Source organism: Pseudomonas sp. J380 (genome assembly GCF_009827115.1).
In the GTDB taxonomy this organism is placed as follows: Bacteria; Pseudomonadota; Gammaproteobacteria; order Pseudomonadales; family Pseudomonadaceae; genus Aquipseudomonas; species Aquipseudomonas paracarnis.
The window spans coordinates 1,452,031-1,472,674 of the sequence record NZ_CP043060.1; the positions used below are offsets into that span (position 1 = coordinate 1,452,031).

Genomic DNA, 20,644 nt, shown 5'->3' on the forward strand with positions numbered 1-20,644 from the left:
ATACGTATGCGGGTGAGCGCTCAAAACAGAAAAATAGTTAACACACCAACTAAACAGAGTTTTTGAATAAAATTCCAAAAACCCGAAACTATTTAGGTATCATTTTCTGAAATCTGCCAAAAACCGTTCCACCTTCGTGTCTCCACCCATCCTGACCAGTCAGATGCTCCACGCTAACCCCCCAAACCTCGGCAATAATTTCCACTAACAAACCCAGCATCACATTATTTTGAAAACGAGGCCATATATTTAAAAACGAATCTCTCTTATAGTGAACCTCTCTAGTATAACCAGGCCCACCCCCTAACTCCCCAAGCAAAAACGCAGCCTCACCAGTAACGTTTTCTGTTCCTCGAGTCCAGAGCTTCATAGCGGTCCACGGCTGAGCATCATATGCTATAAACACAATGTCATTAGCACCCAACAACTCACGCAACTTTAACGTATCACAAACCGAAACTTCACCAGGCAACGAAATATTGCTTATCCACTTAATTTTTGAACCCGTTAAAACTTGCTTTCCGTAGGTAGACACAGCATTAGCAACCACTTGAATTTTCTCAAGCATTAACCCCTCAGAACAATACGCTTCAAAACCAGAGACCAACTCGGACATAACAGCCAAACTTGCCTGCTGCAGAACACTTGAGCAATCAAAATCCAGTGCTCGCCTCCGACTTACGTCAGGCGTGACATCTTCAACCTCAATTACGCCGACGAACCCTGGCGTAGCGATAACTTGAAGTGAAAGTCCTTTTAAACACAGCACACTCTTACTAGCGGGAGAAACAACGAGCCTGACCTTATCGGTAGTAAACTCTGGCGCACCGCCGCCCCAAACCTTACCATAATAATTTTCTGAATCACGTTCATCATGATATCTTGACGACACCTGCACACCGCGCAAATCGTTGATGATTAATAAAACCTGCTCTTTAAATTCACTCGCTGACAAATCAAAAAGCCAGCCCGGCTGCAGCAAATACTCTTTACCAAACACTGTTGTTTTAATTGATGTACTAAGCATAGGTGCATACGACCTAACTAATCGCTCAATAAATCCTAACCGAGCCACAACCGAATCGCGAAGCCGTATCTTCACACTCGTACCGCTTTTAGCACTAAATGGAGCTCCTCGCAACTCCCCTCGCCGCCCAACACCGTGCAGCTTTAATACAGTCCGGTCTCCTGCCACCCTATTTGACGTAACCTCAATCTCGTCGCCGAGCATAAAGACGGACAGGAATCCTATACCGAATTTTCCCGCATGTGAGAAACCACGTGCCGTTGCGTTTGGAAAATCAGTAAAGAACTGAGATTCCCAGTAATTTGACGCGATTGAAATCAAATAGTCTGTCATCACCCTAGCGCTCATCCCCACGCCAAAATCAGATACTACAAGATAAAATCTCTCATCCTCTTGATAGTAGTCGACCTTTATAGGAAGTTTCGCAACATGCTCATCCCACTCATCTGATGCAGTATGATACTTCAACCTAACTGCATCATTAGCATTCTGCAGAAGCTCTCTAACGGCCGCCATAGGGTCAGGCCCATACAAAGATTCACCCGCGAGCAGCTTGACTAGCCGGTCAATTGATCCAGTCCTTAAGTTAACCTCAATAGGCATAAAACTATCAGGTTTAACGTACATCGATGCTTCTTCAGGGCTTGAGGCGCCTAATACCCCTTGAAGACTAAAACGAGACAAACTCGAAGTTCGTCGCTTCAGGTACCTTTGGACAGAGCGAATTTCGGCATCTAGACTTGAAAGCATTTCATAATACAGCCACCAAGAATCCACATTGGAAATTGATCCAGCTGATCTATACATCAACTCATGCCCGTCTCTGACAGGGCCATCTATATTCTCCTGCGCAAGCCAATGTATTAGGCTGTCAGTAGCCATAGGAGATCTGAACGCTCTTTCAATTGAAAGAGCACGATCCCTATTTATATGAGCAAAATCAACCACTCTCAAAATTGACGCAACGTACCCTAAGTCCCCGCTCCGGCCACCCGGCAAAGGAAGCACTCCGAGCCGGCCAAGCTCAACGTCAACTTTATCTATATCCCAATGATGACTTGCAGCTATTTGACCGCAGGTCGTCCCCCAAGCGTCCCGAAAATCTTTAGACTCAAACAGATAATACTCTGTCCCAGGAACCTTACTTACTGAAAGTTCATGAGCCGCCGCAGCGTGCATTTTCCTAACCGCAAAACTCAAAGCCTGCGCATTTATTTCTCCTTTTTTTTTCTCGTTTTCAGGGAGACAAGACACGAAAGAATTATAATGATTAGACTTTAAGCAACGATCCCGCCCCTCGAGCGTAGCGGCATAGGCCATACCCAAATCATGCAAATAAAACGCGCTTGCCAGCAAAAATGCTTCAGCACAAGTCAGCTGCTCTATCTCTCCAACAGTTAAAACACTATCTGTCACCACCCAAAGAGCGTCCATATGCCTGACGGAATGATCGGTGAACGATGGCACACTATTCGAAATAGTGCTTGCAAGTGCAGATGCAATTCCTCTCATACCACACAATGCATCGCAGAGCTCTTTATCACTTGAGAGCTTATTGTAAAGTCCAGTCTTTCTTATTTCAGAAGAAAGCTCACTCATAACTGCCCCCCCAAAAAGTCGAAATTAATGCCACATAAAAAATACAAAATCAAAAAATCCATTTTAGCCACCCATGTTAGAATCTCAAAACCAAAAGATCAAAGCGCTCACCGACTAATACAGCTTATCCGCAACGCAGCTGCTCATCCATCTCAAAACTAAAATAAATTCAAGCCTCCGGAATAATACACCTCACATACATATATACCCCACCCAACCCAATTAAAAAAACGACTAGTGCAAAATATGTTTCATACCAAGTAAACAAACTTAACACTCTAACCTTGGGGCGACAAACACCGAAGACCTTCAACTCCACCCCATCCTCATCCCTCTTATACTTTAGCCACGCAAAGACCCCTCCACACAATAAGGAAAACACGAAAGCACTTATTATGATGAATATCGCCATCAAACAATACGTTGAAAACAAAGAAAGATCAGAGCTTATCTTTTTTTCATGAGCTGACAACAGCACATTATACTGTGCAACAGCGACACCCAGCATTAACGCTTGATAAATCGCCGCGATTTTAAATGTAGCCTCATTTAGAGATTGCTTCCTAGCCAAGATATATTTGTAGCGCTCCAAAATTACCGCGTTCTTTAAGTCCATCTAATCCACTCGCTGAGAACAACCAGGCCAAAGCCATCATTATGATATGCCAGTGTAGCCCAACTGCTCTCCCAAAAAACACCTCCCGATAGCCTGCTCCGACTTACTCGATGCGTCGAAGACTTACGGAAGTAAATCGAACGTGATTTCGAGAGTTGTATTGCATGCGGCTATCTCGCCCCTTATAGTTCGCATCATCGTAGACCTCGGTCCGCGACAGGGTTTCGCAGCCCTACAACGATTTACACCGACACCGTCAGACATGGCACAGCCGACCTCGGCTGCCGGATGTTTTATGGCGGTTGTGCGTGGGAGACTTTCGGGTCTGCCGGGTTTTGGTGTAAATCGTCCGGTCTGCGAACCCGCGCACAGCTGCCACCCAATCTGTTTCGCAGCAGAGCCGGTGGTAATTCTTCTTAATTTGAGGATTTACACCATGACAACTCAGCACCTGCCCCGCCGCTTCACCCCCATGTCCCAAACCGCAACCGACTATCCGGTACTGCTGATCGACAGCGACGCGCCGCTCAGCGAGTTGCACGCCTGCGCCAGCGAACGCCTCAACGCCGCACTCGCCTACCTGCACTTGATGGCCTGCTCCAACGTATCGGACTATGCCGAGCACGATATCAACACCGTCGCCAATACCGCCCGGATCATGGTCCAGGATGTGGCGGATGTGTTTACGGTGATTGAAAAGCGCGGCCTTGATTCACCTGCTGTGGCTTGATGGACTGTAAGTTGTGAGAAAACCCGCCTCGGCGGGTTTTCTGGTTTTTGCGAAGCTCAACTCTACCCGCATCGCCTTCTGTAGGAGCGAGCTTGCTCGCGAAAAACGCCAACGATAACGCGTGTTTCCTGAATATACGCGGCGTCTGTGAGTTTTTCGCGAGCAAGCTCGCTCCTACCCAGGCGGTAACCACGATGCGAAGCGATCCGCTCTTGCTCTTGATCTGCTTTTGATCTTGATCTTAAGCGCCCCGTCAAACCACGCTGGCCGGAATTCGACAGGGATTTGGGGGGTAAACCGGCAGGGATGCCGGTTTAGCCGCCCCGCGCCATGGATGGCGCGTGGCGGCGGCCCCCCAAATCACTGGCGGATTACGGGCACACCGAGCCCAAGCGAGGTGCCGAGTGGTGGGGCAAGAGCGTTTTGCTTACTTTTGCGCTTTTCAAAAGTGAGCCGCTGTCAGAGCGGAACCCTAAGTGGCCGTTACCGCAGCAATGGATATGTACACAATCCAATGGTGATGACCGCCAGGCCGCCTTCGCGAGCAAGCCCGCTCCCACAGCTTGATCGTTCGGGTCTCTGGTGGATAGGCGTCGGCTGGTCGGTCGTCATCGCAGGCAAGCCAGCTCCCACATTGGAATCGCGGGGGTGTCAGTTAGATAGGCGTCGCCTGTTAGGACGCCTTCGCAGGCAAGCCAGCTCCCACATTTGGATTGCGTAGGGTCAGGTAGATAGGTGTCGGCCTTCAGGCCGTCATCGCAGGCAAGCCGCACAGTTTGATTGCGGGGCACCGAAGTTGAACCTCACGCTTCACCCGTCAGGGCCGGCCTTGCGGTGCCAAAGGTGCAACGTTTCTCTATGATGTGGCCTTTCACTGACCCCCCTTGGAACCGCCCATGCCCACCCTCACCCTGCGCAACGCCCTGCCCACCGACGCCGCACGCTGCTTTGAAATCGAAACCACCGCCTACGAGGGCGACGAAGCCGCAACGCTTGAAAAGATCGTCACGCGCATCGCGCAGTATCCCGAAGGCTTTTTGATCCTGGAGGAAGATGGCGCAGTGGTGGGGTTCATCAACTCGGGCTGTGCCCATGAGGTAGTAATGTCGGACGAGGCCTTCAAGGAGTTGGTGGGCCATGCGGCCGAGGCGCCGAATGTGGTGATCATGTCGGTGGTGGTCGACCCGGCCCATCAAGGCAAGGGCTATGCGAAAAGACTGATGACCGAGTTCGTGCAACGCATGCAAGCAATGGGCAAACAGACAATCCACCTGATGTGCAAGGAACAGCATGTGCCGTTGTACAAGCGTATGGGTTATACCTATGTACGACCTTCGCCGTCGGAGCACGGCGGTATGGCGTGGCATGAGATGGTGTTAACGCTCTGATCCGCGCCGGTAAGTGTCTAAATGCCGAACATCCGCTGAATGGCTTACCAACTCCCGGAAGCCCCACCGCCGCCACTGGAACCACCGCCACCCGACGAACTGCTGCTGGAGCTGGAGCTGCTGGAACTTGAACTGGACCCACCGCCCGAGCCAGAGCCCTCGCCAACCTTGCCAAAGATAATCAGCGCAACAAACGATGCGATAGGAAATGCCAGCAACCAGGCGTCGCGATCGCCGTCCATCACCTGCCCCGCCACTCCGTACACGGCCACCGCCGCCAGCAGTCGTACGATAAAACCTGCGCGGCTGGTGCGCCAGGTCTCCCTCATGAGCAGCCCCAGCACTAGGTACAACCCTAGCACCACCAAGGCGCCCAGTGGCCACAGCAACCAATAGGTGAAACTGACGGCCGCGTACTGGTTTGCCACCACCAACCCGAGGATGTAAGCCAGCAACCCGATCACGCCGTAAAACAGCGTGCGCACCTGCCACAACGCGCCAAATAACGCGCCGCCAATCAACAAGGTCAGCGGCATTGCAAAGAGGAACATCGGCCAGTCCCGACCACCGGCCAATACCGTCAGCAACAGCGTGGCCGCAACTGCGATGATCAAAGCTCTGCGCCAGTGCAACTTGCCAGCGGCGATCAGTGTACCGGCGAGCGCCCCCAGGACAAACGCCGCCAATATCGCGAAAAATTGCGGGTTGATCCCCGGCCCGGCCACTTCAGGCAGGTCGCCGCCGTCCACCAGGACCACCAGCGCGCTCACGCCTTGCTGGATGCCACCGGCAAAATCGCCCTGACGAAACGCTGGAGTGAGACGTTCTTCAATGATGCGATGGGCCAGCAGGTCAGTGACGATGCCTTCCAGGCCATAACCCACCTCGATGCGCACTGTGCGGTCGGCTTTGGCCACCACCAGCAGGATGCCGTCGTTGACGTCCTTGCGCCCCAGTTTCCAGGCACGAAACAGTTGGTTGGCGTAGCCTTCGATATCGGCGCTGCCGGTGGTTGGCACCAGCAATACCGCCACTTGCGCGCCTTTGCGTTGTTCAAGGTCGGCGAGTTGTTGCTTGAGGCGCAGCACGGTGCCCGAATCGAGGGTATTGGTCAGGTCAATGACCCGCTGATCAAGGGCAACCCCAATCGGCGAGGTGTCCGCATGCGCGGTGATAAACAGGCTGGAAAATACCAGGGCCAGTAGGCTGAACACCGATTGCCGCACAAGCACGATCATGTATGGTTACCTGAAGTCTCTCCCTGAAGGCGCCGACTTTACCTTATCTGCACGCAAACGCGTGACCCAGGGCCTGCGACTATCTAAACTGCCCACTACGCTGCATAGCAATTAGCCATCCACGAGAACTCCATGGACCTACGTCACCGCAACAATGTACATGTGATGGGCAACGGTCCCTCGACGCTGGTGTTTTCCCACGGCTTTGGTTGCAACCAGGCTATGTGGAATGCCTTGGCACCGCACTTTTTCGAGCGCTTTCGCGTGGTGCTGTATGACCTGGTCGGCGCCGGCCTGTCGGACGTGAGTGCGTTCGACAAAGCCAAATACAGCCGCCTGGATGGCTATGCCCATGACCTGAACGAGATTATCGACGCCTACGCCCAAGGCCCGGTGATTCTGGTGGGCCACTCGGTCAGCGCGATGATCGGCACCCTCGCCGACCGTTTCATCCCGCAGCGCATTGCCGCGCACGTGATGATTGGCCCATCGCCGCGCTATATCGATACCGAGGAATATGTCGGCGGTTTCAAGCGCGACGACATCGACGACCTGCTCGACACCCTCGACAGCAACTACCTGGGCTGGTCCAGCGCCATGGCCCCGGTGATCATGGGCGCCCCGACGCAGCCGCACCTGAGCGAGGCGCTCACCGACAGCTTCTGTCGCACCGAGCCGGACATCGCCAAGCAGTTCGCCCGCGTGACCTTCCTGTCGGATAACCGCCAGGATGTGTTCGGCCTGACCACCCCGGTGCTGATCCTGCAATCGACCGACGACCTGATCGCCCCCGTGGCCGTGGGTGAATACCTGCACACCGTGTTACCTAACAGCACTTATTGCCTGGTCGAGAATGTCGGCCATTGCCCGCATATGAGCGCCCCCCAGGCGTGTGCCGCGGCGATGGACCGGTTCCTGGCCCCTTGGGCGGCTGCCGATGCCCGTTGACCCGCTGTTTGACAGCGCGGCCTGTGCCCTGGCGGTGACCCAGGAAGATGGCACGATCCTGCACGTCAACCCGCGCTTGTGCGATTGGCTGGGCTTCACTGCGGCCCAACTGCTGGGCCGGCGTTTCCAGGACCTGCTGGCCATGGGCGGGCGGATTTTCTACCAGACGCACCTGGCGCCAATGCTGCGCATGCACGGCAGCGTCACCGAGGTGAAACTCGACATCCGCCATTGCAACGGGCACAAAGTCACGGTCTTGCTCAATGCCAACCAGCGCCAGCAGCCGGACGGCGTGGTGTATGACCTGGCGCTGTTCGGCACCACCGACCGTGACAAGTACGAGCGCGAACTGCTCAATGCGCGCAAGCAGGCCGAAGCCCTGCTGCAGGAAAAAACCGCCACGGAACTGGCCCTGCAACAGGCCCAGGCCGAGCTGAGCGAGGCCTACGCCATTGCCCAGCGCCGGGCGTTGTTTGCCGAACAGATGGTGGCGATTGTCAGCCACGACCTGAAAAACCCTCTGACGGCGATCCGCATGGCCGCCGACTTTCTCCAGCGCGGCGAGCGCACGGCCAAGGAGCGCCAGCTACTGGGGCATATCGGCCAGTCATCCGAACGCGCCCATCGCATGATTGCCGATCTGCTGGACTTCACCCAGGCCCGGGTCGGCCAGGGCATTACCATCAAGCCGCAACCGCTGGACCTGCATGGCGTTATTCATCGCAGCGTCGACGAACTGCGGGTGGCCTTCCCCAAGGCCACGCTGGTGCATCACGCCGAGGGCCAGGGCGACGCGTGCCTGGACGCCGACCGTGTGCAACAGATGATCGGTAACCTGGTGGCCAACAGCGTGGCCTATGGCGACTTGCTGCAGCCGATTACCATCACCTCACGCCTGGGCGACAACACCTGCGCGGTCGCGGTGCACAACCACGGCCCGGCGATTCCCCAAACCCTGCTGGCCGGATTGTTCGAACCCATGACCCGCGGCACCGACCAGGGCAGCGACGTGCGCAGCGTAGGCCTGGGCCTGTATATCGTGCGCGAACTGGCCAAAGTACATGGCGGCGACGTGGCGGTGAGTTCCTGTGCGAGCGCCGGTACCACGTTTACCGTGAAGTTCTAGTACAGGTACGCGGTGCCCTGCATGATCGGCTCGACACCGCCGGTCAATATCACCCCGCCCTGCCCGTCCCATTGCACCGTGACCGCGCCGCCGTCGCACTGGACCTCCACACGCTCATCGAGCAGCCCTCGCCGGATGCCGTTGACGACCGCCCCGCAACAGCATGAACCGGACCCCAGCGGCACACCGCCGCCACGCTCCCAGATACGCAGGCGGATATGGCCGCGGTCCAGCACTTGCACGAAATGCACATTGGTCCTGGCCGGAAACAGCGGGTGAACTTCCAGGGTCGAGCCCATGGCCTCAATATCGAGCGCAGTCACATCCTCTACAAAAAACGTGCAATGCGGGTTGCCCATGCTGCACGCTGCCGGCTGGCCGTCGATAGGCAACACGCAGGTGTCCACCGCCTTGGCCAAGGGTACCGACGCCCAGCCCAGCGAGGGTGCGCCCATGTCCACCGACACCCGCTGCCCATCAGCACGTGTGCATGTCAGTAAACCGCGGTCGCTAAGCAGCACGATGGTCTCGGCGCCTGCCTCATGCATCAGGCGATCGGCCACGCCACGAGTCGCGCTGCCGCAGGTTTGCAGGCGTGTTCCGTCCGGGTTCCAGAACTGAACGCGCGCGGCGGCCTGCTCACAGTCGAGCACCACCGCCAGTTGATTGAAACCGATGCCGGTGCGGCGGTTACCCAGGTGGCGGGCAATCTGCGCATTAACGGGGTTATCCTCGCCACGGCGGTCGATGATAATGAAGTCGTCGCCGTGGGCGTGCATCTTCACGAACGGCAGGGTCATGGGCGCTCCTGTGGGTGAAATGAATCACGCGGTTCTAATACCACTATAGGAGCGAGCTTGCTCGCGAAAAACTCACAGGCACCGCGTTTATTCAGGCAGTACGCGTTTTTGTTGGCGTTTTTCGCGAGCAAGCTCGCTCCTACATATGGGGTTGATGGGTCATGCTTATTGTATTCAGCGGCTTGCCTGGCAGTGGCAAGACCACGATTGCCAGGGAGCTGGCGCGACAGTTGGGCGCGGTTTACCTGCGTATCGATGTGATTGAGCAGGCGCTGCGGGAGGCTGCGGTGTTGGTGGGCGATGTGGGGGCCAGCGGCTACGGTGTGGCGAATGCGCTGGCGCTGAGTAACCTGCGCCTGGGACAGCGGGTGATCGCCGATTGTGTGAACCCGGTGAAGGAAAGCCGCGATGCCTGGCAAGCGGTGGCGACAGCGGCCGGCGTGGCACTGATCAATATCGAGGTGGTGTGTACCGATCAGCAGGCGCATCGGCGTCGAGTCGAAGGGCGTGTGGGCGATATTCCCGGGCTGGTGCCACCGACCTGGGAATCGGTACAGGCACATGAGTATGAACGCTGGGAGGTACCACCGTTCAGGCTGGATACGGCGCAGATGACGCCGGCAGAGGCTGTCGCGGCAGCCTTGCTCCATATAGGCTAAAACCCAACCCTGTGGCGAGGGAGCTTGCTCCCGCTGGGGAGCTTGCTCCCGCTGGGGAGCTTGCTCCCGCTGGGGAGCGAAGCGGCCCCGCTCTTTGTGGGACTGCTACGCAGTCCAGCGGGAGCAAGCTCCCTCACCACAATCTTTAGAAGTTACCGCGCAGCGCCTCAAGCCCGCCTTCGTAAATACCGGCAAACAATTCCTCGACTTGCGCATCGGTGGTACCCGCTGCCGGCGTGAACACGCCGGACCAGGTCACTTTCGCCGAGGTGTCCGTCAACGCTTCAACCTGCAAGGTCGACAGGTAGGCACTCACCGGAAACGGCGACGCTTCAATGGTGTAGCTGTAGGTGCGCGCCACGTTGTCGAAAGTCTGCAAGCGCTCGACAATCGTGCCGCCGTCAGCGGCGGTCAGGTGACGCACACGACCACCCTCGCTCGGCTCGCTCTTGGCAATCAAAGGCAGCCAGTCGGGCAGGCTGTTGAAGCCGCCAATTAGTTGCCAGACCTGGTCGGCCGACACCGCAATTTCAATCACAGAAGACGCTGTTGCCACGATCAATACTCCAGTCAGGAAAAAATCAGATTGCCATGCTGTCGACAACGCCACCGTCGACCCGCAGCGCGGCACCGGTCGTCGCCGAAGACAGCGGTGAAGCAATGTACGCCACCAGGTTCGCCACTTCATCCACATTGGCCGCGCGCTGGATGATCGAGGTGGGCCGCGCATGGCGCACAAACACATCCGCTTCCTCGCGGGCACTGCGCCCGGATTCGGCCGTAGCGTCCTTGAGCATGTGTTCCAGGCCATCGGTAAAGGTCGGCCCCGGCAAGATAGCATTCACCGTCACCCCAGTACCCGCCAGGCGCTTGGCCAGGCCGTGGGACACCGCCAGGTTGGCGCTTTTGGTCACCCCGTAGTTGATCATGTCGGCCGGCGTCGCCACGCCAGACTCCGACGACACGAAGATCACCCGGCCCCAGCCCTGCTCGACCATGCCCGGCACATAATGCCGCGCCAGGCGCACACCGGAGATCACATTGACCTCATAGAAGCGCGCCCACTCACTGTCCGGCGCGTCGAAGAAATCCACCGCGTCGAAGATGCCCAGGTTGTTGACCAGAATGTCGGCGCGGGGTTCGGCGGCGAAGAGTTTCTGTGCGCCTTCAACGGTGCCGAGGTCGGCCACCACACCACGCAGTTGAGCAGCGGGAACCGCCTGGCGAATGCTCGCCAAGGCGTCGTCCACCTTGCCTGCATCACGCCCGATCACCACCACCGTGGCACCGGATTGCGCCAGGGCCTGGCTGATGCCCAGGCCGATACCGGCGGTGCTGCCGCTGACAATAGCCACTTTGCCGCTTACATCAATCTTCATGCTCAAGCTCCTTAACGTGAGAGAGGCAAAGGTGCACGGTCCGAGATCAAGCGGGCCTCGCGCAACGCCTGCCAGAAGGCTGCTGGAATCTGTTCAGACAACGCCGCGACGTCTTCGGCAATCCGCCCCGGACGACTGGCACCGGGAATCACCGCCGCCACCGCCGGATGCGCCAGTGAAAACTGTAGCGCAGCGGCCTTGATACTGACGCCAAACGCCTGGGCAATCGCCTTGATGTGCTCGACCTTGGCAATGATCGCCGGACCGGCTTGCTGGTATTCAAAGTGCGCACCGCCAGCGAGGATGCCGGAGCTGTACGGGCCACCGACGACGATCTCGACCTGCTGGGCGTGGGCTGCGTCCATCAGGCGCTGCAAGGCGCGGTCGTGGTCCAGCAGCGTATAGCGACCCGCCAGCAGAAAGCCGTCGGGCTGGGCTTCGGCCAGGTCCAGGGTCAACTCGCAAGGCTCGACACGATTGACGCCCAGCCCCCAGGCCTTGATCACTCCTTGCTCGCGCAAACGGGTGAGTACTTTGAAGGCACCAGTGCGGGCCTGGTTGAAGTATTCCAGCCATTGGTCGCCGTAAAAATCCTGGGCGATGTCGTGAACCCACACGATGTCCAGGCGATCGGTTTGCAGGCGTGTCAGGCTGTCTTCAATGGAGCGCAGGGTGGCGTCGGCGCTGTAGTCATTGATTATTTTATTGGGCCGGCCGTGTTCGAATACGCCGCTTTTTTCCCCAAGGTCACGGGCGGTTTCTTCGACTTCATCGAGAATTACCCGGCCAACCTTGGTGCTGAGCACGTAGTCATCGCGGTGATAGTTGGACAGGGCCTGGCCCAAGCGGATTTCCGACAGGCCCGAGCCGTAGAACGGCGCGGTATCGAAGTAACGCACGCCGTGGCTCCAGGCGGCCTCGACGGTGGCCTGGGCTTCTTCTTCGGGGATAGCGCGAAACATATTGCCCAAGGGGGCGGTGCCAAAGCCCAGTACGCCGGGCAGTGTGTCTTTCAAGCTCATGGTGGTTCCTCAATCGGTGCGAGGTCGCTGTGACCGTTGAGCAGATGCTAGATTGCGCAGATCAGACCGTCCAAGACATACTGCGACCAACTTGAGTCCTTGCAGGTCTTACATGATTGATCTACGCCAGTTGCGCTACTTCGAAGTGGTGGCCGAAGAAGAACACGTCGGCCGCGCCGCCGAGCGCTTGCACATTTCCCAATCGCCCCTGAGTCGGCAGATCGCCCAGCTCGAGGAACGCCTGGGCCTTACCCTGTTCGAACGCAGCCAGCAGCGTATCCGCTTGACCCGCGACGGCCAGACTTTCCTGGCCGAAACCAAGGCACTGCTGACCCACGCCAACCGCCTGGAGTCTCTGGGCAAGCGCCTGGGCCGCGGCGAAGAAGGCGGTTTGTGCATCGGTTATATCGAAAACGCCATGCACGCCGGTGTCTTGCCCAATGCCTTGCGCATACTGCGCGACGACCGGCCCGCCGTGCATATCAAGCTGTACAACCTGCCCTCCCTGGAACAACTGGAAGGTTTGCGCCAACGCAGCCTGGACATCGCCCTGGTGAGCGAACCACCTGCCGCCGACGACCCGGACCTGACCGCCTGGCAAGTCCTCGATGACCCGATGCTGCTGGCCCTGCCTGAACAGCATCCGCTGGCTCAACACCCTGAACTGTTGCCCGAACACCTGGCCGACCAACAATGGATCGGCGTGCAGCGCAAACCTGGCGCCAACCCGGCCGATGATTTCGTCGCCGCCTGCATCCGCGCCGGTTTCATCCCGCAGATCCCCATGGAGGCCAGCGAGCCCTTTACTGCATTGGGCCTGGTCGCGTCGGGGCTAGGGGTGGCGATGGTGCAAAAGGGCCTGAGCCGCAACGCTCCACCGGGCGTGGTATTGCGCGAACTGCCGTGGCTGGCCTACACCACACCGCTGTGGGCGGCATGGCACCGCGTTAACTTGAGGCCGTTGGTGGAAACCTTTCGCAAAGTGCTGACCGACTGATCGTTCCCACGCTCCGGTGATCGTTCCCACGCTCCGCGTGGGAATGCATCCCATGACGCTCCGCGTCACTAAACGGCGGGACGCGGAGCGTCCGCGGCGGCGTTCCCACGCAGAGCGTGGGAACGATCAATCAGAGTGCTTCGCGCAACCGATACCACAACATCCCCAACGCCAGCAGTGGCGAGCGCAGCGCCTTGCCACCGGGAAAGGTCATGTGCGGCACCTGGCTGAAAATATCCAGGCCCTGGCTTGCACCCGCGTGTATCCCTTCGGCCAGCAACCGTGCGCACCAGTGCGTCACGTTCAAGCCGTGACCGGAATAGCCTTGGGCATAGAACACGTTGGGGTACTGCTTGAGGCGCCCGACCTGGGGAAAACGGTTGGCGGTAATGCCGATCTTGCCGCCCCACTGGAATTCAATAGCCGTGTTGGCCAACTGCGGGAACACCTTGAGCATTTTCGGGCGCATGTACGCGGCGATGTCCTGGGGGTCGCGCCCCGAGTAGTGGCAGGCGCCACCGAACAACAGACGCCGGTCGGCGGTCAGCCGGTAGTAATCCAGGCCGACTTTCTGGTCGCACAGCGCCAGGTTCTGTGGGATCAACTGCTGGGCCACGGGCTCAGGCAGAGGCTCGGTGGCGATGATGTAGCTGCCCGCCGGCAGTACCTTGCCGCTCAAGCGCGGCTCCAGCTCTTCAAGATGGGCATTGCATGCCAGCACCAGGTTGGCTGCGCGCACGCTTCCGCCTGTGCAGCGCACCCGCACCGTTTCGCCATGGATCAGCTCCAGCACCGGGCTGTGCTCAAAGATACGCACCCCGAGGGCTTCGGCCGCCTGCGCTTCACCCAATATCAGGTTGAGCGGGTGCAGATGTCCGGAACCCATGTCGACCAGGCCGCCGGCATACATAGCAGAGCCCACCACCTGTGCCATGTCTTGTGGGCCGACCAGCCGCGTTTCGTGGGCATACCCCACGGCCGCCAGGTGCGCCTGTTCGCCCTTGAACGCCGCGAACTGCGCCGGAGTATTGGCGAGTTCGCAAAACCCCCAGCGCAGGTCACAGTCGATGCCGTGCTCGGCAATGCGCTGGCCCACCAGGGCGACCGAGTCGATACCGGCCCGCTCCATATAGCGCACGCCCTCCTCGCCCACGTATTTGGCGAACCCGGAGACATCATGGCCAATGCCACGGATCAATTGCCCACCGTTGCGCCCGCTTGCGCCCCAACCGATGCAGCGCGCTTCCAGCAGCACCACCGAGAGCCCGCGCTGGGCCAGTTCGATGGCGGTGTTGACCCCGGTAAAGCCGCCGCCGATCACACACACATCGGCGCTCAGGTCTGCCTCAAGTGCGGGCCGCTGCGCCATGGCATTCGCCGAAGCGCGGTAATAGGACGGGGCGTGTTCATTGGGCTGCATCATCGGTTGGACTTCACTTTGCTCCAGGCGCGGGTCATCACGCGCATGGTCGCCGGCGTAGGCGTGGTGGAGATATAGAGTTTGTCGAGTACGTCCTGGGGCGGGTACACCTCAGGATTGTTCACCAGCTCCGCAGGCATGAACGGCTTGGCGGCCGGGTTGGCGTTGGCATAGCCCACCGAGGTGCTGACCTTGGCAATCACCTCAGGCTCAAGCAGGTCGTTGATGAACGCATGGGCTTCTTTAGGGTTGCTCGCATCGGCCGGAATCGCCAACAGGTCGAACCACAGGTTGGAGCCTTCCTTGGGGATCGAGTACGCAATGTTCACCCCGTTCTTGGCTTCCTTGGCGCGGTTGGCGGCCTGGAACACGTCGCCGGAATAACCGAAGGCCACGCAGATATTGCCGTTGGCCAGATCCGAGATGTACTTGGAAGAGTGGAAATAGGTGATGTACGGCCGCAGCGTCAGCAGCTTGGCTTCGGCCTGCTTGTAGTCCTCGGCATTCTCGCTGCGTGGGTCCTTGCCCATGTAGTTGAGGATCGCCGGGAACAGCTCATCCGCTGAATCGAGGAAGGCCACGCCGCACTCATGCAGCTTCTTGATATTTTCCGGTTCAAACAGCACCGCCCACGAATCGATGCGGTCGATACCCAGCACTTGCTTGACCTTGTCGACGTTGTAGCCAATGCCATTGGTGCCCCACAGGTATGGCACCGAGTGCGCATTACCGGGGTCGTTCTGTTCCAGTAACTTCAGCAGCTTGGGGTCCAGGTTTTTGAAGTTGGGCAACTGCGCACGGTCAAGCTTGAGAAACGCACCGGCCTTCACCTGGCGTGCCAGGAAATGGTTGGACGGCACCACCACGTCATACCCGGTGCGCCCGGCCAGCAACTTGCCCTCCAGGGTTTCGTTGGAGTCGAACACATCGTAGATCACCTTGATGCCGGTCTTGGCCTGGAAGTCCGCCAAGGTGGTCTCGCCAATGTAATCGGTCCAGTTGTAGACACTCACCGTCGGCGCCGCCTGGCCGGCACTGCTGAACGCCGCGACCAGGGCCAGTGGAAGAAGCTTGTTCACAAGACGCATATCGTCACCCCTCTTATGCTTGTTTTCAGACGCTCAACAGCAGGAACTCACGCTCCCACGAACTGATCACCCGCTTGAAATTCTCATGCTCGGCACGCTTGACCGCGACATAGCCGCGCACGAACTTCTCCCCCAGGTACTGCTTGACCGTGTCGCAATCCTCCATGCGCGCCAGCGCATCTTCGAGGGTGAACGGCAGGCGCAGGTTGCGGCGTTCATAGGCGCGGCCTTCCACCGGGGCACTGGGTTCGATGTGCTCGATCATGCCCAGGTAGCCACACAACAAGCTGGCAGCAATCGCCAGGTAAGGATTGGCATCGGCGCCCGGCAGGCGGTTTTCCACGCGCATCGCCTCCGGGCTGGAAGTGGGCACGCGCAAGCCGACGGTGCGGTTCTCTTCGCCCCATTCGACGTTGACCGGCGCCGAGGTATCGGGCAGGAAGCGGCGGAACGAGTTCACATTGGGCGCGAACATCGGCAACAGCTTGGGGATGTACTTCTGCAAGCCGCCGATGTGATGCAGGAACAACGGGCTCATGTTGCCGTCGGCATCGACGAACACCGGTTTGCCGGTGGCAATCTCCACCACGCTCTGGTGCAGGTGCATGGCACTGCCGGGTTCGTCGGCCACCGGCTTGGCCATAAAGGTGGCGGCCACGTTGTGCTTGAGCGCGGCCTCGCGCAAGGTGCGCTTGAACACCGTGATCTGGTCGGCCAGGTCCAGGGCGTCGCCATGACGGAAGTTGATTTCCATCTGCGCGGGGCCGTCTTCGTGGATCAGCGTATCCAGGTCCAGGCCCTGGGCTTCGCACCAGTCATAGACATCTTCGAACAGCGGGTCGAATTCGTTGGCGGCATCGATCGAGAACGACTGGCGCCCGGTTTCGGCACGGCCCGAGCGGCCGATGGGAGTTTTCAACGGCAGGTCCGGATCTTCGCAGCGCTGGGTCAGGTAGAACTCCATTTCCGGCGCGACAATCGGCTGCCAGCCTTGGTCGGTGTAGAGCTGCAGGACTTTCTTCAACACATTGCGCGGCGACAGTTCGATGGGGTTGCCCTGTTTGTCGAAGGTGTCGTGGATCACGATGGCGGTGGGTTCGATGGCCCACGGCACCACGTAAGTGGCGTTGGCGACCGGGCGGCAGATCATGTCGATATCGGCCGGGTCCAGCAGGTCGTAATAGATATCGTCGTCGACAAAGTCCCCGGTTACCGTTTGCAGCAACACACTTTCCGGCAGGCGCATGCCTCGCTCATGCAGGAACTTGTTGGTGGGTGCGATCTTGCCGCGTGCGATGCCAGTCAAGTCACTGATCACGCATTCGACTTCGGTAATCTTGTGTTCTTTCAGCCAGGTGGACAGCTGATCGAAGGGGGCGTTCATAAGGACCTCGTCTTGGGTGGGATGCGACGCCGGCTTGTACTCCCAGCGCATTGAGGTCTATCTTGGGCCAGCCTTGAAACGGCATCTATCCACTTTGCACGCGGCACAACGCACCAATAGAGTGCGCACGGATCACCATGACACAGGCAACCGCTTTGCGCGTACAGGCCTTCGCCACCGGCGATGTGGCCGCCCAATGCAGTGCGACACCCGGCTGGGTGCAGCAGTACCAGCAGATGTCCCCCGGGCATTTTGCCGGGCGGGTGCGCTACCTCGACCTGCACGGGGTGCAGGTGTACGAAGAGTGCATGAACACCCGGGTGGAGCAGCATTTCAACGCACCTGCCGGCGCCCTGGCGTTTTGTTTCGACGCCAGTGACAACGCGCTGTACCTGCTCAATGGCGAAAGCCGCAACACCTGGATCACCCCGGTAAACTACCGCGAAGTGGCAGTGGTGTTCGGCCCGCAGTTCGTCCAGCGCCAGGGCCTGGATATAGCCAAACTCGAAGGCTTGTTCATGGCACCGCTGACCTGTCGGCAAAATGCGCTGTTCACTCGCTGGCTGAGCGGCACCCTTACGCGCCTGTCGGCACTGACCGACCCCATCAGCCGCGATGCCCTCACCCAGCAACTGCTCGACGACTGCCTGTTTATCCTCGATAACGCCTGCGTGTGCCTGGACGGCAGTTCATTGCAAAAGCGCAATGAAGAACGCCAATTGATGGCGCGCATCGGCGAATGGGCGGCGGATGCACCGGATGAAACCGCCAACCTGTTGGAACTGGCGCAGATTGCGGGTGTGCCGTTGCGCCAATTGCAGCAAGGGTTCAAGACCTACACGGGGATGAGCCCGGCGCAGTGGTTAAGGTTGCGTCGGTTGAACGGGGCGCGGCGGGAGTTGCTGAGCACGACCGACACCACGGTGGCCGAGGTCGCGATGAATTGGTCGTTCTGGCATTTGGGGCGGTTTTCAAACAGCTACCGGGCGCTTTTTCAGGAGCTGCCCAGCGAAACCCTGAAACGCTCCAGCTGAAAAAACACGCTTGACCTTGTGGGAGGGACAGACCAAACCGTCCCTCCCTTGAACCTCAATCAGGGCTGCGCGTTCAAAAAAGTGGAGATCAGTTGATTGACCTGCTCCGCCGCCTCCAGCTGCACCATATGCCCCTGCCCCGGCAATACATGCACCTGAGCCTGCAGCCCTTGGGCGTGACTTGCCGGGATGATCGCGTCGTCACTGCCCCAGATCACCAGGCTCGGCTGGCGGCCCACCTCGCTGCGAAGATCCAGCATCTGCCGCCCGCCATCGAACAGCCTGTGATCGAGCTGGCGCAACGCTTGATCCACCCCTTCCAGGCGCTTGAATTTGAGCATGTCCTCCAGCATCTGCCGCGTCACCAGCGCAGGGTTACTGAACAGTTGAGTCAATGGCGGCTTGAGCGCGTTACGGTTGTTGGCTTCGACAAAACCTCGCAGGTAATCGCCGTTGATATCGGCACCCAGACCGGCGCTGGCGATCAAGGTGATGGAGGCGATACGTGCAGGCGCCAGGCTGGCGACGGTGAGGGTCACCAGCCCACCCATGGAGTGGCCGGCCAAATGCACACGGTCGAGCGCCAAATGGTCGAGCAATGCCAGTACGGCGTGACTGAGTTCGGCAGCGTCTCCCGTTTGCAGAGACTTGCCCGACTCCCCGTGCCCCGGCAGGTCCAGGGCAATCACCCGGCGTTCGGCGGCCAGGGCCGGTTGATTGAACAGCCAGTTGTTCAGATCGCCCCCGAAGCCGTGCACCAACACCAGCGGCGTGCCGCCCTCGCCCATGTCCAGATAACGCAGCAAGCGCCCGCCTACCTCGACTTTTTGTGCGCTGGGGCCGGCCTCTTCGGCTTCGGCGGCACTGGAGACGAACCCGGCGTTGAAGCTTTCGATCACGCTATCGATCTGAGCCTCTGTCGCCTCGCCCTCCACCACAATTCCCAGTAGAGCGCCCACCGGCAGGGTTTCATCACTGAGCGCCAGTACCCGACGCAGCACGCCGCTAAAAGGCGCCTCGACACTGCTGGAGATCTTGTCGGTCTCCACGTCCAGCACCTCCTCGCCCTTTTCCACTCGGTCGCCGGGTTGTTTGAGCCAGACATCGATGCGGCCCTCGGTCATCGACAGGCCCCATTTGGGCATGGTCAGGGTATGAATCATGCGGAAGTCCTCTTGTCGGCGATCTTCATCACGGCGGCCTCGATCTTCGCGGCGTTGGGGATGTACAGGTCTTCCAGAGCATCGGAAAACGGCACCGGGGTGTGCGGCGCGGTGACCATCTCGATGGGAGCGCGCAGGAAAGCGAACCCCCGCTGGGCCACCAGGGCACTGATGTCGGTGGCGACCGAGCAGCGCGGGTTGGATTCGTCGATCACCACCAGGCGCCCGGTTTTCTCGACGCTTTCAAGGATGCTGTCTTCATCCAGCGGGCTGGTGGTGCGCAGGTCCAGCACTTCACAATCAATGCCTTGACGCGCCAGGTTGGCCGCAGCCTCCAGGGCGATATGCAGCATGCGGCCGTAGGTCACCAGCGTCACATTCTTGCCCTCACGCACAAAGTTGGCTTCGCCAAACGGGACCGTGTACAGCTCTTGCGGTACGTCGCCCTGCATGCCGTAGAGCATTTTGTGCTCAAGGAAAATCACCGGGTCATTGTCGCGGATTGCCTGGATCAACATGCCCTTGGCGTCGTAGGGCGTGGCCGGGCATACCACCTTGAGGCCGGGGATATGCGTCCACATGGAGGTGAGCATTTGCGAATGCTGGGCAGCCGCCCGCAAACCGGCGCCGTACATGGCACGGATCACCAGCGGTGTAGTGGTTTTGCCACCGAACATATAGCGGAACTTGGCAGCCTGGTTGAGCAACTGGTCCAGGCAGCAGCCGATGAAGTCGACGAACATCAATTCGCATACTGGGCGCATGCCACGGGTAGCGGCGCCCACCGCCATGCCCACGTAGCCGACCTCAGACAACGGTGCGTCCAGCACGCGCCCGGGAAATTGCGGGTGCAAGCCCTTGGTCACGCCGAGCACGCCGCCCCATGCGTCCTGCTCACCGGGGGAACCGGTGCCACCGGCCACATCCTGACCGATGATGAATACGCTCTGGTCACGGCCCATCTCTTGAGCCAAGGCCTCATTGATCGCCTGCTGATAGCTGATTTTACGAGCCATTAGATTCTCT

General features: G+C 58.9%; 19 protein-coding genes. 7 read left to right on the forward strand and 12 right to left on the reverse strand.

Annotation, left to right across the window (positions count from 1 at the left end; genetic code table 11):
• Window positions 1–88 precede the first annotated feature (88 nt).
• The gene (locus FXO12_RS06545) at window positions 89–2,626 is read right to left on the reverse strand and encodes an ATP-binding protein (protein ID WP_087716107.1); all 2,538 of its coding nucleotides are present in this window, start codon (window positions 2,624–2,626) and stop codon (window positions 89–91) included.
• Window positions 2,627–2,795: 169 nt separating this feature from the next.
• Entirely contained in the window at window positions 2,796–3,242 is a 447-nt protein-coding gene (locus FXO12_RS06550) for a hypothetical protein (protein WP_057977170.1), read from the reverse strand.
• A 436-nt stretch (window positions 3,243–3,678) separates the two neighbouring features.
• Between FXO12_RS06550 and FXO12_RS06555 the strand changes: the two genes are divergently transcribed.
• Both FXO12_RS06555 and FXO12_RS06560 read left to right on the forward strand, forming a co-directional pair.
• Window positions 3,679–3,972, forward strand: a complete 294-nt coding sequence (locus FXO12_RS06555) for a hypothetical protein (RefSeq protein ID WP_057977168.1) — start codon at window positions 3,679–3,681, stop codon at window positions 3,970–3,972.
• A gap of 896 nt (window positions 3,973–4,868) precedes the next feature.
• On the forward strand, window positions 4,869–5,360 hold the full coding sequence (locus FXO12_RS06560; protein ID WP_057977166.1) for a GNAT family N-acetyltransferase: 492 nt from the start codon (window positions 4,869–4,871) through the stop codon (window positions 5,358–5,360).
• 44 nt (window positions 5,361–5,404) lie between these two features.
• Here the strand turns inward: FXO12_RS06560 and FXO12_RS06565 are convergent, their stop codons facing one another.
• Entirely contained in the window at window positions 5,405–6,598 is a 1,194-nt protein-coding gene (locus FXO12_RS06565) for a YgcG family protein (RefSeq protein WP_057977164.1), read from the reverse strand.
• A 132-nt stretch (window positions 6,599–6,730) separates the two neighbouring features.
• Between FXO12_RS06565 and FXO12_RS06570 the strand changes: the two genes are divergently transcribed.
• Both FXO12_RS06570 and FXO12_RS06575 read left to right on the forward strand, forming a co-directional pair.
• Window positions 6,731–7,546 carry an alpha/beta fold hydrolase gene (locus FXO12_RS06570; RefSeq protein WP_054918600.1) on the forward strand — a complete coding sequence of 272 codons (816 nt, stop codon included), beginning with the start codon at window positions 6,731–6,733 and terminating at the stop codon, window positions 7,544–7,546.
• Window positions 7,536–8,672 carry a PAS domain-containing sensor histidine kinase gene (locus FXO12_RS06575; RefSeq protein WP_034125767.1) on the forward strand — a complete coding sequence of 379 codons (1,137 nt, stop codon included), beginning with the start codon at window positions 7,536–7,538 and terminating at the stop codon, window positions 8,670–8,672. Before FXO12_RS06570 ends, FXO12_RS06575 begins: the two co-directional genes overlap by 11 nt.
• Here FXO12_RS06575 and dapF read toward each other — a convergent pair.
• Complete coding sequence (dapF, locus tag FXO12_RS06580; RefSeq protein WP_054918602.1) at window positions 8,669–9,472, reverse strand: diaminopimelate epimerase; 804 nt, start codon at window positions 9,470–9,472, stop codon at window positions 8,669–8,671. The two genes, FXO12_RS06575 and dapF, sit on opposite strands and share 4 nt — an antisense overlap.
• A gap of 161 nt (window positions 9,473–9,633) precedes the next feature.
• Here dapF and FXO12_RS06585 point away from each other — a divergent pair, with 161 nt between their 5' ends.
• The gene (locus FXO12_RS06585) at window positions 9,634–10,131 is read left to right on the forward strand and encodes an AAA family ATPase (RefSeq protein ID WP_054918604.1); all 498 of its coding nucleotides are present in this window, start codon (window positions 9,634–9,636) and stop codon (window positions 10,129–10,131) included.
• A 145-nt stretch (window positions 10,132–10,276) separates the two neighbouring features.
• On the opposite strand, the gene FXO12_RS06590 is transcribed toward FXO12_RS06585, so the two are convergent.
• From FXO12_RS06590 to FXO12_RS06600, 3 genes are read right to left on the reverse strand one after another with little or no spacing between them, the layout of a single operon-like run.
• Window positions 10,277–10,687 (reverse strand): SRPBCC family protein, encoded by a 411-nt coding sequence (locus FXO12_RS06590; protein ID WP_054918606.1) that lies wholly within the window; start codon window positions 10,685–10,687, stop codon window positions 10,277–10,279.
• A gap of 25 nt (window positions 10,688–10,712) precedes the next feature.
• Window positions 10,713–11,510 (reverse strand): SDR family NAD(P)-dependent oxidoreductase, encoded by a 798-nt coding sequence (locus FXO12_RS06595; RefSeq protein ID WP_020301857.1) that lies wholly within the window; start codon window positions 11,508–11,510, stop codon window positions 10,713–10,715.
• An 11-nt stretch (window positions 11,511–11,521) separates the two neighbouring features.
• Entirely contained in the window at window positions 11,522–12,532 is a 1,011-nt protein-coding gene (locus FXO12_RS06600; protein ID WP_054918610.1) for an aldo/keto reductase, read from the reverse strand.
• Between the two features lie 112 nt (window positions 12,533–12,644).
• Here FXO12_RS06600 and FXO12_RS06605 point away from each other — a divergent pair, with 112 nt between their 5' ends.
• Complete coding sequence (locus FXO12_RS06605; RefSeq protein WP_054918612.1) at window positions 12,645–13,529, forward strand: LysR substrate-binding domain-containing protein; 885 nt, start codon at window positions 12,645–12,647, stop codon at window positions 13,527–13,529.
• A gap of 130 nt (window positions 13,530–13,659) precedes the next feature.
• On the opposite strand, the gene FXO12_RS06610 is transcribed toward FXO12_RS06605, so the two are convergent.
• Genes FXO12_RS06610 through FXO12_RS06620 form a run of 3 tightly spaced genes read right to left on the reverse strand, consistent with a single transcriptional unit; the run spans window position 13,660 to window position 17,421 of the window.
• Window positions 13,660–14,952: an FAD-binding oxidoreductase gene (locus FXO12_RS06610; RefSeq protein WP_034125775.1), complete on the reverse strand. Its 1,293-nt coding sequence runs from the start codon at window positions 14,950–14,952 to the stop codon at window positions 13,660–13,662.
• Window positions 14,949–16,037 (reverse strand): polyamine ABC transporter substrate-binding protein, encoded by a 1,089-nt coding sequence (locus FXO12_RS06615; protein ID WP_054896568.1) that lies wholly within the window; start codon window positions 16,035–16,037, stop codon window positions 14,949–14,951. The genes FXO12_RS06610 and FXO12_RS06615 overlap by 4 nt, the downstream gene beginning before the upstream one ends.
• 25 nt (window positions 16,038–16,062) lie before the next feature.
• The gene (locus FXO12_RS06620) at window positions 16,063–17,421 is read right to left on the reverse strand and encodes a glutamine synthetase family protein (RefSeq protein WP_014718136.1); all 1,359 of its coding nucleotides are present in this window, start codon (window positions 17,419–17,421) and stop codon (window positions 16,063–16,065) included.
• A 137-nt stretch (window positions 17,422–17,558) separates the two neighbouring features.
• Here FXO12_RS06620 and FXO12_RS06625 point away from each other — a divergent pair, with 137 nt between their 5' ends.
• Window positions 17,559–18,455, forward strand: a complete 897-nt coding sequence (locus tag FXO12_RS06625) for a helix-turn-helix domain-containing protein (protein ID WP_057977162.1) — start codon at window positions 17,559–17,561, stop codon at window positions 18,453–18,455.
• Between the two features lie 59 nt (window positions 18,456–18,514).
• Here the strand turns inward: FXO12_RS06625 and FXO12_RS06630 are convergent, their stop codons facing one another.
• Both FXO12_RS06630 and FXO12_RS06635 read right to left on the reverse strand, forming a co-directional pair.
• Complete coding sequence (locus FXO12_RS06630) at window positions 18,515–19,618, reverse strand: acetoin dehydrogenase dihydrolipoyllysine-residue acetyltransferase subunit (RefSeq protein WP_057977159.1); 1,104 nt, start codon at window positions 19,616–19,618, stop codon at window positions 18,515–18,517.
• Entirely contained in the window at window positions 19,615–20,634 is a 1,020-nt protein-coding gene (locus FXO12_RS06635; protein ID WP_057977157.1) for an alpha-ketoacid dehydrogenase subunit beta, read from the reverse strand. Before FXO12_RS06635 ends, FXO12_RS06630 begins: the two co-directional genes overlap by 4 nt.
• Window positions 20,635–20,644 lie beyond the last annotated feature (10 nt).